Here is a 16636-nt window from a genome sequence, read left to right on the forward strand (position 1 = left end):
CTTTTTAATTTTAAAAAAGCTGATATTAATCTATGATTAAGATTAATGAAAAACGTTGATATGATACGAAAAAAATTTGAAGAACATAATTTAAATAATGGCTTTGGTTAATTAGAAAATAAGTTTCATTTAATTGTGTTAATAAATAGCTCAGTTATTGCATATGGTGTCAAAATATAGCTTTACAAATTTTAATATGAGATACATGAGTTATCTCAATTATTTAATAACTATTAATCAAAATAATCATTAAGTTGTTTCGATAATATTAAAATTAAAAGCTATGATTATTGGTATTTTTTGTCTTTATTAAAAATTAATAATGAAGAAATACTTATTATTGATCAGAAATTTTGTTTTTTATTACTTTTAACATAAAATTAATACATTAATTAATACAGTATATGATGTAAAAATACTTATTATATCTTTGCATAATGTAAGTAGATGTGGTGATATTTTCTTGATCAAGAGAAGAAGAATACAAAGTTCATTTTCGTTTTTTGTACGCCATTACTCATTCGCAATAATTTTAGATAAGCCTTATGAAAAAGCTTAGAATGAGGAAATTCATACTGTATAAATTATGCCACAACTTCATATTTTTGATTGATTGAAGTTGAGCATAAATACAGATTATTTTTTTATTTTAAATATTTTAGTAATAGGGATAGTATAATATTATAAGAATACATGTTTATAGTAGAAAAATAAAAACTGTTATAATTTTAAGATGTATTTTTAGGATATGGGTATTTTGTAGATAGTTAAATATTACTCAAACATGTCTGTATTCTTTATAATATACCTTTTTAGTTAGCATATATCGAAGTGTGGTTTAATTTTTAAAAAAAATATAATTTTGTGCCTTTTAAAAATTAAGCTAATTTGCCAGTTATGATGGCTATCTATATCATCTCAGTTTTGTAGTTTTATCGCACTAGGGCTTTATAAAAATAAATATACGGCTTTTTTTATCATGTTTCATTGGCAAACCATTTTTATTTTTTGTTGAGGGTATGTCTGTTTATACTCTGTTGGTTTCAATAATGTTTTGGCTTAATCTTTTTTAAAAATTTCTTCCAGATATTTAGATAAAACAGAGTTTATAGTTTGTATTTTCAATTATTTAAGCTGTATGACATCATTCATTTTTATTTTTGGTTTAATTTTTCAATTACCCCTTATTACCAGTTTTTTAATCGATACTGGATTTTTCACATTTTATGTATTGGTGTCCAAACGAAAGTGGGCTATTCGCATCTCTTTTATAATTGCGGTTATAATAATTTTATTAGATTTTTTTACTATGTTTGTAGTAGTTTTACTAACAATAGCTCTCTATGACATCTTAATTTTAATTTTTTACTGTATAGAAAAAAAATATCTTCTTAACAGAAGTTAATAATTTTTATGATAAAAAGCCGATAAGAACAATATAACAATATAATATAACAATATAAATGAGGAATTTTAATGCTTGATATTAAGTGGATTCGTGAGCACCCTGAAAAATTAGATGAAGCACTAAAAAACAGAGGTATGGAGCCACAAGCTAAGATATTGATAGAGCTTGATCTTGAACGTCGGTCATATATTGCTAAAGTACAATCTGCGCAGGAACGTCGCAATGCTATTTCAAAAGAAATAGGACAGGCTTTAGCTATGTGTGATCAGAGAATGGTTGAATATCTTAGAGCCGAGGTTGAAGAAATTAAAACCTTCCTTTCTTCTGCTGTAGCAGAAGAAAAGCGGTTGACTGAGAATTTTGAGAAGGCTCTTTCAGCACTCCCAAATATTCCATTCGATGATGTTCCAGAGGGTAAAGATGAAAACGATAATGTCGTCATTCGACATTTTGGTACGATTCCGACGTTTGATTTTATACCAAAGGAACATTTTGATCTTGGTCAAGATCTCAAACAGATGGATTTTGAACGGGCAAGTCGTTTATCGGGTACGCGATTTACTGTACTGTCAGGGGCATTAGCACGGCTTGAACGTGCATTGGGACAATTTATGCTTGATGTGCATGTTGAGGAGCATGGTTATACAGAAGTTTCAGTACCTCTTCTTGTTCGTGATGAGATTGTTTATGGGGCAGCACAGCTACCGAAATTTGCTGATGATCTCTTTCAGACTAAGGATGGGCGGTGGCTTATTTCTACAGCAGAAGTACCGTTAACCAATTTGGTAAACAACGAAATTCTTGAGATATCAGATTTGCCACTTCGATTTTCTTCTTTAACTCCATGTTTTCGTTCAGAAGCGGGATCTGCAGGCCGTGATACACGCGGTATGTTGCGTCAGCACCAGTTTTGGAAAGTGGAAATGGTATCAATTACCACTGAAGAGCAGTCTTTAATTGAATTAGAGCGTATGACAGAGTGTGCAGAAGATGTATTGAAGCGGCTTGGTTTGCCTTTTCGTACAGTAGTTCTTTCTACCGGTGATATGGGATTTTCTGCACGTAAAACTTATGATATAGAGGTTTGGCTTCCTGGTCAGGGGTGTTATCGTGAAATTTCCAGTTGTTCAGTTTGTGGAGATTTTCAAGGGCGCCGTATGAATGCGCGATATCGTAAAAAAGGTGATAAAACACTAAACTTTATTCATAGCCTTAATGGTTCTGGTACAGCTATTGGTCGTTGTCTTATCGCTATTCTTGAGAATTATCAGCAGGCTGATGGTTCAATCATTGTTCCAGATGTGTTGCAATCTTATATGAGAGGAATTCGTTGTATTACTGCTTAATTTTATAAAAGGTAAATTGATATGTATTTATTGCTGGCAAATAATACATGCGAAGGAAAGGTTTTGATATTTTTAAAGGAATGATTTTTGCCCACAATGAGATAGCTACTTAATTGGAGATCGAATGACACTATGGGGAAAAAAGGTATTTTACGATTTCGTGAAGAGTTGGCAGGTCTTGTGCTGAAAATGCGCAGTAAAGGAATTGATGATGTTAATTTTTTTGCAGCATTTGAGAAAATTCCACGGCAACAATTTGTTTCAGCTCCGTGGTTTAACAATGCTTATGATAATAAAGTTATTCCAATTGAGTGTGGTGAATATATTGAGCGTTTAGAAGAGCAGCTTTTAATTCTTTCTGCGTTATCATTGAAAAAAAAGCATCGTGTTTTAGAAATTGGTACAGGTTCTGGTTTTTGTACTGCCCTTATGGCATGTCTTAGTGGTCGTGTAACAACCATTGATCGTTATAAAACACTCATTAATTTAGCACGACAAAAATTTCAAACTTTAGGAATTGAAAATATTGTTGCACAGCAAGCTGATGGAAGCCAAACTATTTCAGATTTAGGATCATTTGATCGTATTCTTATTTGGCCATCGCGTCCTGATGAGCCAAAAGAGTTTTTAGAACTTTTGGTTGAAAATGGGATTCTTATTCAAGCTATAGGACCAAATGAAGGTATACAAATGGTTACATGTTATACAAAAATTGGTAACAAATTTGAATATTCAGAAATATTTCAAGTGCGTTATCAACCTTTTATTGAAGGTATTGCGGAAATACTTTGATTTTTAAATCAAAACACTACACAAAATATTTCATTTTTTATTTAATAAAAAATTCATTCTGATTTTATTATAAAGATATTTATGAGTAAAATACCCAATTTTAACTCTTAGGTAATATTAAAAAGCTTTAATAGAGTGAGTTGAGTATTTAGTGAGTGAGCAAAACTATGTATTTAAAAGTTTTGGGTAATATTTTTCGGTGTAATTTTCAGGGTGTGGCTTTAGGGGTGATGGCAACAGTTTTTACTGGATGTAGTGCTGGTACGCAGCGTTTTGCCAGTATTTTTCCTGATAGCACAGTCTCTACTCAGTCAAATACATCTACAGTTATGCCTTATAATCCACGAATGCTATCATATGGTGGTATGATACAAAGCACTGAATTGCCGCCTATGGAATCTAGTAATGATTCATGGGCTTATGATAATAATGTTCCACATAATTCTCCAAGACAGGGTGAAGATTTTTCTTCTAATGGGCGAATTATAGGGGTGCCACCACGTAATCTTGGAACACTCTCTCGTTCACAAATGGATAATGCTACTATTTTTCAAAAAAATTCTTATATTGTTCAAAGTGGAGATACATTATTAAGTATTGCACAGCAGATAGGGATCAGCGTTAATGCATTAAAATTAGCAAATGGTATCAGCGGTAATTCCATTTATATTGGTCAGATACTCAAGATTCCAAGTAAGCGCACAGCAATGAATTTAAGTACTCAAAATAATGATCAATTTTTATCAACAACAGAATCTTCATTCCAGTCTCAGTCAAAGTCTTCTATGAAATATAAAAAGGATCCACCTGTCTATAAAGCTCCTGTAAAAACTATACCTTCTACAAAAATTGATAAGTCAAATATTAAGCAGAATTTTTCTAGAAAGGTAACGAAATCAGATCATGAAACTGGTTTGTTAGATACAGATAATATTGTTACTCCGCAATCTACAGGAATTTCTAAGATGCGTTGGCCAATACGAGGGCGTTTATTAAGCCAATTTGGTCAAAAGAAAGGGACAACAATTAATCGAGGAATAGACATAGCTGCACCTGAAGGATCATCAGTGAAAGCAGCAGAAAATGGTGTTGTTATCTATGCGAGTGATGGGTTAAAAGCGCTTGGTAATGTTGTTATGATTCGACATGAAAATGATATTATTACTATTTATGGATATAACAGTAAGCTTGTTGTTGATAAGGGGCAAAGAGTACGGCGTGGTGATGAGATTGCTAAGTCTGGTATTTCAGGAGATGTTAAAACTCCACGTGTCTATTTTGAAGTACGTAAGAATTCTATACCTGTTGATCCTATCAAATATTTAGAAAATTGATTGATAGTAATTTTATTTTAAAAATCTGTAGCTCATATTAATTTTAAGTAAAATAATTGCTGTAGTTCAATTTAATGATATTACATTTACATGATTTAGAGGGGTAATTATTCAATTTAATTGGAGGAGTAAAAATTGTCCTTACATCATTTATTTTTCATTTAGTGAAAATACTTATATTTGTGATATACAAAAAGAAAAATAAATTCATTTTTTAAAAGTTTTTGTTCATTGCTTTCTATTTCTTAAGAATTTATTGCCTTTTGATAAAGTTATGGCTACGTTGTAGAATTATTGCTGTAATAGTATTTTAAAGAGAAATTTTTTTGAGTCAAAATCTCATTTTAGTCAAAGTAAAAAATATCTGAAGTTTAATTTATAGGAGATAAAAATGTTTGTTACCAACGCTTATGCTCAAGCTGCAGGCGGTGTTTCTAGTGGAACCTCAATTATTACTTTTGTTCCATTTATTTTGATTTTTGGGATTATGTATTTTTTTATCATTCGGCCACAGCGTGCGCAAATGAAAAAGAGGCAAGAAATGCTGAATACTGTGCGCCGTGGTGATACAGTTATAACGGGCGGTGGTGTTATCGGCAAGGTTACGAAAGTTTATGATGAGAGTGGTGAATTAGAAGTTGAAATTGGTGATGATATACGTATTCGCGTTATCCGCTCAACATTGGCTGATGTTCGCGTTAAAGGTGAACCAATTTCAGAAGGAAAATCAAAACTTAACACTAAAATGAAAGTACCACAAAAGTCTAAAATTAAAACTGCAATGAAAAAAAATATGGGTACATCTAAAGAAAAAAAGGCTGTATCAAAAGAAGATAAATCTTAAAATATAATTCCAGTTTATTAAATTTTTTAAAATTGATTTTTATAAAGATAGGTAGCGTTTGTATAGAAGCTATTTTTTTGTGTAAGTGGTTTTATCATTGATAACAGAGCGTTGTATTTTTATTTATTTTTTAATTTAAGAATTATTTTATTTGCAGTATTGGGATAGTTTTCATCTACTTAATGAATAATATCATTGTTTTGTATGATAAAAATTGTTTGTTCTTTAGTAAACAGATTAAGCTAAAATTCTTCTGATTAAATAGATGTAGCTTTCAACCATAGTTTTCAGAAAATTTTTTCTATATTGTCTGAGACGATTTTCATACATTATTTGTTATGTTGTTAGAATAGTATTTTTTTATAAAAGATTCTGTATCAACATTGATCTGTTGGGTATACTGATTTTTAGAAATAAAAGAAAAACTGAATTAGGTCTTCAAAATAAAGGATATTTACTTATGTTTCATGCAATTCAGATCCGTGAAGCACATTTTCCAAGGCGGGCACCCATTGATGCTTATGGGAATGGTGGTTTTCGTTTTGCTGATATGTCGCATAGAGGTTCTATTATTTGTGTACCATCAGGTATTTATGGTATTGATATGGCAGAGCCTATTCCCACTCAGAAGGATATATCTCGTATTTTAGATGAAGCGGATAAGATTGAGGTTTTATTGGTGGGTACTGGAATTAAGTTATTACCGTTACCTGAAGAGTTAAAGACGCTTTTATGGGAAAAACATATTTCATCAGATACAATGAGCACAGGAGCAGCAGTACGTACATTTAATGTTTTGTTATCTGAAGATCGTGCAGTTGCTGCATTGCTGTTTGCTGTAGAGTAATTGATGTTTAGTAGAGTTATATATTACCCCAATGGTAAGGAAATTGTGTGGTTATTGATTATCTTAATTTTTGCTTTTTTTCCTTATTTTTTTGTAATTTTTTATAGATTTAAGAGCTATTTTTTTATAGCTAATACTTTTTATATAAAAAGATAATATTATTATATTTATAATATTATAAAAAATAGATATTATTTAAATTATTTATTATTTATAAATAACTTAAAATAGTTATAATTAATTTCTATCTTTTTTAAAGAAATATTTCTATTTAACTTATTTTTTATTTTAGTATAATATATTAATTATTATATAATTAAATATATATTTTGTAGTAATATTTTTATATTTATAAAATAATAAGACAATATCATCATTATATTTTAGTTTTTTAAGAGTTTATTATTTCAATAAATATCCTAATTTATACTAAAGCTTATCATTAAATAATTTTTAAATATTTATGTTAATGGTAAATAATGTATGTAAAAAAATAAAATGTTTTATAAATAAAAAAATTGCTTCAATATATCAAAACAGCAAGTTATGATATTATTATAAAAATAACATTTTGTAAAAATTTTTATGAGTTATATTTATTGCACGATTACTTAATAATACGAGCAAAGTATCTAATTGTTTTCATATGTAAATTACAGACAATATATGCACAAAAAAACTCTCCCCTTTCATGTTATCTTAGAGAACTGTAGGGGAAAGTTTTTATATACCTTTTAAAGTACATAATATATTTTTATTTCTAAAAATAAAACAATACTAATAACAAGTATAAAAATTTATAGACCATTATTTCATGGTTACCATTTCAGTACAAATATGCATAATTGAACGTACAATCCCTATTATCGCAGATATTAAAGCTGAACCGTACTTGAACAATCCATTTACATGTTCTGTAGGGATCCGATACTTATTAAAGAAAGGAATATATTCGGTAGTATTATGCACTGAGCCATTAACCTTTTTACTAAGATTAACGTATTCAGAAGTGTCCAAAATAGCAACAACTGGTGTTGGTTCTTTAACTACTGTATACTCAAATGCATGTGCTCCGAATGCTAAACTACAACCAATTGCACAAAGACCAAAAAAATATTTTATATTCATAATTGCCTCCATTAATATAGCACTATAAATATCCGAAATGTAATTTATATTAATTTGTTTTGGATAGATATAGTAAAAATGCAACAGTCACAAAAAAAACAAAAAATGTTCATAATTTTTTACAATTTATTATTATTATTATAAAATAATACTTTGAAATTTTTTGTTTATTAATTGTTTTATTGTAAACTTTATGTATTTACACTTATTAAGTGTTATACACAATAATGTAAGATACATTAAATACAAATAGATATATTAAAAGTAATATATAATAAAATTTAATTATTTTTTGCTATATATATAATATATTTATTCTAAATATATAAATTTAATAAGTAATTTTTCTCTATTAGCATGTATTGTAGATACATTATTATAAAGATAGAATTAATACTTTACGGATATTTTTGAATTGTCTATAGAATAATTATATTGTTATAAATAATTATATTAAAAATCATAGTTTAAAAGTTATTTTTTTATAAAAATATGATCATTTATTATCTATTATTGTATTTTTTTGTTACAGAATCAATCTATGAAGAAAATATATTATTAGAAAGATATCTTTAGTAAAATTTTTAAAGACTATTTTCTAGGTTATTTTGTGATTTTTGAAGCTATTATAATTAATATGTATGGGTTACATATGTTTCTCAATTAGCGTCCTTTCTTTTTTATATTGATTTGATCTTTTTATAAAAAATTTATGGTATCTTTTGGATTATACTTTATTTTTTATATTATGGCGATTGAAGTTAAAGAAATGAAAGAAATAAAAATAATGCCATTAAAAATAAAGAAGAAGGGAATCCATTAAGATATAGAATCTTTGAAAAATTTGAAAATTATTGCTTTTAAGAAAATAGATCTGAAAAAAAATCTTAAAAATAGATAAGTATTTAAATGTGATAAAAATACTATGGTAGAAAGAAAAAGTTCTGGTGTATAAGTTATTTATATTAATGAAATAATTATGATTTATGCTACGAATAACATAAAATAGCATATTATAAATCAATGAAGTTACGAGATTTAAAATCTTATCTAAGAGTAATTCAATAATTTGAGTTATAATTTTTAAATTATGAGTATTACTTTTAAACTTTAAACTAATTTGTGATTTATTGAAATTATTGTATTTATTGAAATGAATAAAGGTAATTCCAAAAGTCTAGTTATTCTAAATAAGCTTCAATAAGTTATTTGATAATTTATCTGTAAATAATTAAGTGTGTTGCTACTTTAAGTACGTTTAAACAGTTTTTTTCTTCAACATTTGTTACTTGAGTAAGTACAGAGCTGATTTTGTATTTTTTAATAAAATAGAAAAGCACAATTTTAAGTGTAAATTATCCCCTTTTATGGCACCTGTTTTAATTTACCTGTATTTTTAGCTTAACATATATTTGTTCCTTTAAAATCAGGTTTTAAAAAAGAGAGTTATAAGTTTCATTTACTCATTGAATAAAAGTTATCAGAAAATCTTTATCAAAGACTATTGCGATAGTATTATAACTACAGGAAGAATACTAAAAGCAATAAGGCTTGTAAAAATTTCTTTTATGTTAGGTTATTTGATTATATGGAATGACATTTAAGTAAATTGTGAAGCTTTATTAATTGGTTATTTTCTTTTTTTAGCTGATACGCTCTTCTATAGGGATATATTCACGCGCAGCATAGCCTGTATAAAGCTGGCGTGGTCGACCAATTTTTTGTGCAGAATCTTCAATCATTTCTTTCCATTGTGCAACCCAGCCGACACTGCGTGCTAATGCAAAAAGAACAGTAAACATTTCAGTTGGGAATCCTAAAGCTTTTAATGTAATACCAGAATAAAAATCGACATTAGGGTAAAGCCTTTTTTCAATAAAGTACTCATCGTTCAGAGCAATATTTTCAAGCTCTATAGCAATATCAAGAAGAGGGTCATCTTGAATATTTAGTTCTTTTAAAACTTCATGGCAGGTTTTTTGCATAATTTTTGCACGCGGATCATAATTTTTATAAACTCGGTGACCAAATCCCATAAGACGGAAAGGATCATTTTTATCTTTTGCACGTGCAATAAATTCAGGAATTCTTTTAACAGAAGCTATTTCTTGTAACATTTTTAGACATGCTTCATTGGCTCCACCATGAGCTGGTCCCCAGAGACACGCAACACCTGCCGCGATACATGCAAATGGGTTAGCTCCTGATGATCCAGCAAGACGTACAGTAGATGTAGAAGCATTTTGTTCATGATCTGCATGAAGGGTAAAAATTCGATCCATAGCCTGAGCAAGTATAGGATTAATTTTGTATTCTTCACAAGGAATAGAAAAACACATATAGAGAAAATTTGCGGCATAACTAAGGTCATTACGTGGATAAACAAATGCCTGTCCGATACTATATTTATACGCCATAGCAGCAAGAGTTGGAACTTTTGAAATGAGACGAATGGAAGCAATCATTCTTTGTTGAGGGTCTGTAATATCAATAGAGTCATGATAAAATGCAGACATAGCTCCCAGGCACGCCACCATAACAGCCATAGGATGAGAGTCACGACGGAAACCATGAAAGAATCGTGAAAATTGCTCATGTACCATCGTGTGTTGCATAATACGGCGGTCAAAATCGATTTTTTCTTGTTTTGTTGGTAGTTCTCCATAAAGTAAAAGATAACAACTTTCAAGAAAATCTCCCTTTTCAGCCAGCTGATCGATAGGGTAACCACGATAAAGCAATACTCCTTTATCGCCATCAATATAAGTGATTTTCGATTCACAAGAAGCAGTTGAGGTAAAGCCAGGATCATAAGTAAAAGTATCTGTTGCTTTATAGAGAGAGGTAATTTCAATAACGTCAGGACCAATAGTGCCTTTACGCACTGGCAATTCTATTTTTTTGTCATTCACGGTAATGTGTGCTTTATTAACAGACATTAGATATTCCTTTCAGATCCGTCACCCTTAAAATCAAGATACTATCGATTAGATAGGGAGATATGTAATTGAAATATTCTCTACCTATATTGAGGTAGGTTTACTCTAAAAGTTAGCTCATGTAATCTAAAATATTTTTTTATTTGCAGTTTTGCTAAATATATATTTCAACCACTTAGCAATAGGGGATACTTTGCATTTAACGTCAAGATATCTATATTTAAAAGGTTAATTTTGTTAAATACACTTACACACATTTAGCTAACTATAATTGTTGATAAGTTGGTCATTAATACGATTAAGAGATTCTTCTTGTCCTAATAAAATGAGAATATCAAAAACTCCTAGCGATATTGTACGTCCTGTAAGAGATACTCGAAGCGGTTGAGCAACAGATCCAAACTTGAGATTCTGTATCTGTGCATAATACTGAAGAGTTTCATTTAACGTTTTTATATCCCAATTGGTACAAGTTTTTAAAGTAAGATAGATACCTTTTAAGATGGTACGGCTATTATCATCTAAGAGTGTTTTTGCTTTTTCATCAAGAAGTAATGGCCGTTGCATAAAAATAAAGGAGGCGTTATCAATGAGTTCACATAGTGTTTTTGAGCGTTCTTTCAAATATGGTATAGCTGCTAAAAATTGAGCACGGCGTTGTTTATCAAGTTTTTTAAGTATTTCCAATCCACCTTTAACTTCTGGCAAAATATTAAGGGCAGCATCAAAAAGATCTTGATCGTTAGTCATACGTATATAATATCCATTGATAGCATCTAATTTTTTAAAATCAAAACGAGCTGCACTTTTATTAATATCATTAATATCAAACCAAGCAATCATATCTTCGATTGAAATTAGCTCATCATCACCATGACTCCAACCTAGACGAACTAGATAATTACACAAGGCAACGGGAAGATATCCCATTGTTCGATAAGCATCAACGCCTAGTGCTCCATGGCGTTTTGATAATTTTGCACCATTTTCACCGTGGATAAGTGGAATATGCGCCATAACAGGAATATCCCACCCCATTGCATTGAAAATAATTGTTTGGCGGGCTGCATTTGTGAGATGATCATCACCACGTATGATATGTGTTACTCCCATATCATGATCGTCAACAACAACAGCATGCATATAAGTTGGGGATCCATCAGAACGTAAAATAATAAAATCATCTAGATCTTTATTGGGGAAGCGAACATCACCCTGAACGCGATCATGCAAAATTGTTTCTCCCTCTTGTGGTGCTTTGATACGAATAACAGGCTTGATATCTTTAGGAGCTTGAGAAATATCACGGTCGCGCCAACGTCCATCATAGCGTGGTGGACGTCCTTCTGCACGAGCATTTTTGCGCATTTCATCCAATTCTTCAGGTGAAGCATAGCAATAATAAGCTTTACCATCTTTTACTAATTGTTCTGCAATTTGACGATGACGTTCCGCTCGTTTAAATTGTGAAATAGGGTCACCGTCATAATTAAGTCCCATCCATTGCAAACCGTCTATAATAGCTTTTACAGCTACTTCTGTTGAGCGTTCTCGATCTGTATCTTCAATTCGTAGCAGCATTTTACCACCGGTGTGTTTTGCATAAAGCCAATTAAAGAGAGCAGTACGAGCACTCCCGATATGAAGAAAGCCTGTGGGTGAGGGGGCAAAACGGGTAATAACGGACACGGATATCTTCCTCTAAATTAAGATATTACTTATGGAACTTTATAGAAAGGTTATGTTAGCATAGGTAATAGGGTATGCAATAGCTACATTGCAAGTAAAGCGGGGGTAGATGCTAAATCAAAATAAAATTAAGAATAATGTATCAAAAAAAGGTTTATCAGAAGGAAAAAAATTAGGCCTGATATGGCAGGATATTCTCTCTTTTTTTGATAAGAAAAAAAATACTAGCTGTAATGAACAAAAGGTCTTTTTATTTACGCCTTTAAGAAGAGCAATCATTTTTTGCTGGAAGTGGTTGATAGATTGCATACATAAAGAAATTTCTTTAGGGCTTCTTTTTTTATTAGTTTTAATATTTTTTTCCATAGGCATTATTTTTTATTTCAGTTTAGATCGAGAACCGAGTTGCAGACAATTTATTGTGTCAGTCAGTATATGCCTTGGAATATTGTATATTTTACGATTTTATCGAGGAATATGGCGTATTACGGGATTTTTATTTTGTTTTATACTAGGTGCTTTAGCTGCAAAAATAGAAACGTGGCGTCTATCTACGCCAATGCTGGGTAGTGATGTTGTTACTATATTAACAGGAAGAATCGTTTCTATTGAATCAATACAAAAAGGGATGGTTCGTTTAAACTTGGATGTTTTAAATACAGAAAATCCAGTATTACATCATGGACCTAATCGTGTTCGTTTAATAGCAAGGCATTTGCCACATGGATTAGCCATTGGTGATGGGCTATATGGAAAGGTTAAGATTCGTGCCTTATCTGGGCCTGTATATCCAGGAGGATACGATTTTAGTTTTCATAATTATTTCAAAGGAATTGGTGCTCAAGGAATTTATCTGGGAAAACCAGTCAAGATATCAGTTCCACAGCCTGATAGCATATTAGCTATAACCTTACAAAAAATTGAGAATTTACGAACGAAAATGACTCAAAGAGTCAGTATGGCGATTAGTGGAGAGAAGGGTAGTGTTGCTGCTGCTCTCATAACGGGACAGCGAGGTAGTATTTCAAATAGTACAAATGAAGCATTGCGTATGGCTGGATTAGCACATGTTTTATCAATATCAGGTTTACATATGGCTTTATTGAGCGGTATAATTCTTATCATTATTCGTAGCTTTTTAGCACTTTTTCCAGTTTTTTCGTCCTATTATTCTGCGAAAAAAATTGCTGCTGTTGTTGCTTTAATAATCATGGCCTTTTACTTGCTCTTATCTGGTGCAGCCGTATCAGCACAAAGAAGTTTTACAATGATTGCTGTTATGTTGGTTGCTATATTATGCAACCGTTCTGCTGTTACAATGCGTAATTTTGCCATTGCAGGTTTGATAACTCTCGCTATTACTCCGCATGAAATATTAGGTCCTAGCTTTCAAATGTCTTTTTCTGCAACAGTAGCTTTAATTGCTTTCTTTGATTGGTGGAGTGAAAAGCTATCTTCTTATACAAGAAAAACAACACCGTTTTATGTTGGGGGTAGAGTGATTCATTTTGCTTTCTTATCGGTTATTTCAACATGTATTTCTTCTCTTGTAGCAGGAACTGCTAGTGGAATTTATGCTGCTTATCATTTTTCCAATATTGCATCTCTTAGTATTATAAGTAATGTTTTAACCTTACCCATTATATCAATTTTTGTCATGCCTTTTGGATTAATAGCAGTGCTTGCAATGCTTTTAAGCCTTGAATGGCTGCCTTTACAAATTATGGGTTTTGGTATTGGTCTTATGATAAAAATTGCTTATGCTATAAAGGCCATTTCTCCTGCTTTGAAGCTAGGATTTATGCCGTTATCTGCATTAATTTTATTTAGTGTAGGGTTAATTGGACTAACTTTCTTTAAAACACCCATTAGATTCTTTTTTAGTTTTTTTATTTTGGTCGGCTTTTATGTTTGCTTGATACATTCACCTATACAATTAGTTATAGCAGATAATATGAATCTTGTGGGTATTATCAATGAAAAAAAATTATATACTGATCGTTATCATGGCTCTAAATTTACAACATCCATATGGGAAAAATCATTTCATGTAGGTGAAACGATAAAGCCGGCAAAATATGGTCCTTCATTTAAAGAACAATTTATTTGTGATGATCGAGTTTGTACATCCTTATTAGAAAATGGATTAAAAATCATTGTCTTACGTAGAAGAATAGATCAATGTATAGAGGCAGATATTATAATTAAATCATTTGCGATGGGCGATCAAATATGTAACAAGAAAATACCAGTAGTATTTACACTTCAACAATTGTTATCACGAGGAAGCGTTATGATGACCAAAAGTGGAGATATTATTTGGTCTTCTACAGGATTCCATAGGCCGTGGAATATACATAGGAAGTGTTCAAAAAAATTGTCCAATTTATCAAATTTCTCTACACTTTCTGATACCTAGGCACAAATAAGATAAGAAATGATAGGTACATTTCCTTAATTATATTTCAGGATCTCCTTCGTAGTGCTGTAAATTTATCAATTGTGCTTAGATTTGATCAATTGTTAACAATTTTTTTAAAAAAGATGTTTTTTGCAACGTGAATAATTTTTAATTTTGTAGAAGTTGTATGATTAGCACACATTAATTGATAATAAGGGCTTAAACTGAAAGTGCTGACTAAACGTAAAGAATGTAAATAAGTTTTAAAAGAGATAAAATTATTAATTATGTAATTTTATTGTTATCACGTATTTTTATAATAATTAGTATTTTAAAATCATACACTTTCTTATAAGATTTAACGTGTTTAGCCAATAAGGTAGTGAATAAATTGTAACAAATTGAAACAATAAATTACTTTAGTTATCAATTTATAATGAATATTACTGAGTGGTGAAAGGATAAAGTAATTTATGAAGATTCAGGAATTAAAAAAGATAGCCGCTGCTAAAGCACTTGAGTTTGTTCAAGATAATATGCGGATTGGTATAGGAACTGGTTCTACAACAAATGAATTTATTCGTCTTCTTGGTGAGCGTGTAGCAGGTGGTCTACGCGTGATTTGCGTTGCTACCTCACTGCATTCTGAGCAACTATGTCGTAAATTTGGGATACCTATCACTACTTTGGAACAAATACCTGAACTTGATCTTGATATTGATGGAGCAGATGAAATTGATCCAGAGATAACTCTCATTAAAGGGGGAGGGGGAGCGTTATTACATGAAAAAATTGTAGCGGCAGCATCTCGTACAATGCTTGTTATTGCTGATGAAACAAAGTTAGTAAAAACGCTTGGTGCTTTTGCACTACCAATTGAAGTTAATCCATTTGGTGTTCATACTACACGTAAAGCTATTGAAAAGGTAGCTGATGATTTAGGGCTTTCAGGGGAAATTATATTGCGAATGGATGGAGACAATCCTTTTAAAACGGATGGTGGTCATTTTATTTTTGATGCATTTTGGGGACGGATTTTGCAGCCAAAATTATTATCAGATGCACTTCTCAGAATACCTGGTGTTATCGAACATGGTCTTTTTCTAGGATTAGCTTCGCGTGCAATTATAGCGATGGCGGATGGTCAAATAAAAGTTTTAGAGCCATTTAATTTTTAAAGAAGATAGTTTAAATATCGATATATTAGCATAATAAAAAAGGAGCATTTAAGATTTTGGATAAAGCAACAAATTTAAATTATAATTTATCATCGGGGTAATTATTCAATGAAAACAATATTTTCTTTTCAGCGTTTTGTAGCATATTTGGGTGCAGTTGCTATCTTGGTTTTGGCTATTGAAATGGTTCATGCACAAGGTGTGAGTGATCAGCATTTAAATTCAGCTAAAAAAGCTATAAAAGCTATAAATGCAACTGATCAATTTGACAGTTTTTTACCAACCGCAGCACGTGATCTCAAAAATGAATTAACAGGTGATGATCCAAATTTAGCATCTGTTATTTCTGAAATTGTTGATAAGCAGGCGCTTGCTTTGGCTAAACGGCGTTCTGATTTAGAAAAAGAAATTGCTCATATATATGCAAAGTATTTTACTCGGGAAGAACTTGATAAAATTACAGCATTCTATAATTCTGATACTGGTAAAAAGTTTTTGACAAAAGCTCCAAGCATCGCACGTGATGCTTATTCTACATTTGACGCATGGCGTTCTACTATTACGCAAGATCTTGTAAAAAATGTAAAAAATGAGATGTCCGAAACATTTAATTTAGATAAGTCTGCTTCTTCTAAAGAAGCTAATTCTCCAGTAAATTCAAAGTAATTTTATTACTATTGCTACGGTATTAATAACTTTTTTTATTTTTTAAAACGGCAGTTTTACTGCC

General features: G+C 30.8%; 11 protein-coding genes and 1 pseudogene. 9 read left to right on the forward strand and 3 right to left on the reverse strand.

The window, feature by feature from the left end:
- Positions 1-919: 919 nt before the first annotated feature.
- The 6 genes and pseudogenes from V4P56_RS02030 to V4P56_RS02055 form a co-directional block, all read left to right on the forward strand.
- A pseudogene (locus V4P56_RS02030) lies at positions 920-1405 on the forward strand (twin-arginine translocase subunit TatC); the annotation flags it as partial.
- Between the two features lie 71 nt (positions 1406-1476).
- Positions 1477-2754 (forward strand): serine--tRNA ligase, encoded by a 1278-nt coding sequence (serS, locus tag V4P56_RS02035; protein WP_455482423.1) that lies wholly within the window; start codon positions 1477-1479, stop codon positions 2752-2754.
- A gap of 132 nt (positions 2755-2886) precedes the next feature.
- Positions 2887-3546, forward strand: a complete 660-nt coding sequence (locus tag V4P56_RS02040; RefSeq protein WP_455482424.1) for a protein-L-isoaspartate(D-aspartate) O-methyltransferase — start codon at positions 2887-2889, stop codon at positions 3544-3546.
- Positions 3547-3713: 167 nt separating this feature from the next.
- Entirely contained in the window at positions 3714-4880 is a 1167-nt protein-coding gene (locus V4P56_RS02045; protein WP_455482425.1) for a peptidoglycan DD-metalloendopeptidase family protein, read from the forward strand.
- Positions 4881-5271: 391 nt separating this feature from the next.
- Complete coding sequence (gene yajC / locus V4P56_RS02050; protein ID WP_455482426.1) at positions 5272-5724, forward strand: preprotein translocase subunit YajC; 453 nt, start codon at positions 5272-5274, stop codon at positions 5722-5724.
- Between the two features lie 460 nt (positions 5725-6184).
- The gene (locus tag V4P56_RS02055) at positions 6185-6571 is read left to right on the forward strand and encodes an Mth938-like domain-containing protein (RefSeq protein WP_455482427.1); all 387 of its coding nucleotides are present in this window, start codon (positions 6185-6187) and stop codon (positions 6569-6571) included.
- 807 nt (positions 6572-7378) lie between these two features.
- Here V4P56_RS02055 and V4P56_RS02060 read toward each other — a convergent pair.
- The 3 genes from V4P56_RS02060 to gltX form a co-directional block, all read right to left on the reverse strand.
- Positions 7379-7711, reverse strand: a complete 333-nt coding sequence (locus V4P56_RS02060) for a hypothetical protein (RefSeq protein ID WP_455482428.1) — start codon at positions 7709-7711, stop codon at positions 7379-7381.
- 1631 nt (positions 7712-9342) lie between these two features.
- Positions 9343-10638 (reverse strand): citrate synthase, encoded by a 1296-nt coding sequence (gene gltA, locus V4P56_RS02065; protein ID WP_455482429.1) that lies wholly within the window; start codon positions 10636-10638, stop codon positions 9343-9345.
- Between the two features lie 261 nt (positions 10639-10899).
- The gene (gene gltX / locus V4P56_RS02070; protein WP_455482430.1) at positions 10900-12327 is read right to left on the reverse strand and encodes a glutamate--tRNA ligase; all 1428 of its coding nucleotides are present in this window, start codon (positions 12325-12327) and stop codon (positions 10900-10902) included.
- A 109-nt stretch (positions 12328-12436) separates the two neighbouring features.
- On the opposite strand from gltX, the gene V4P56_RS02075 reads away from it, so the two are divergent.
- From V4P56_RS02075 to V4P56_RS02085, 3 genes are all read left to right on the forward strand, one after another.
- Positions 12437-14746 (forward strand): ComEC/Rec2 family competence protein, encoded by a 2310-nt coding sequence (locus V4P56_RS02075; RefSeq protein WP_455482431.1) that lies wholly within the window; start codon positions 12437-12439, stop codon positions 14744-14746.
- A gap of 455 nt (positions 14747-15201) precedes the next feature.
- On the forward strand, positions 15202-15906 hold the full coding sequence (gene rpiA / locus V4P56_RS02080; RefSeq protein WP_455482432.1) for a ribose-5-phosphate isomerase RpiA: 705 nt from the start codon (positions 15202-15204) through the stop codon (positions 15904-15906).
- Between the two features lie 108 nt (positions 15907-16014).
- On the forward strand, positions 16015-16572 hold the full coding sequence (locus V4P56_RS02085) for a DUF2059 domain-containing protein (RefSeq protein WP_455482433.1): 558 nt from the start codon (positions 16015-16017) through the stop codon (positions 16570-16572).
- Positions 16573-16636: the final 64 nt, after the last annotated feature.

The sequence above is a fragment of the Bartonella sp. B35(2025) genome, assembly GCF_053794465.1.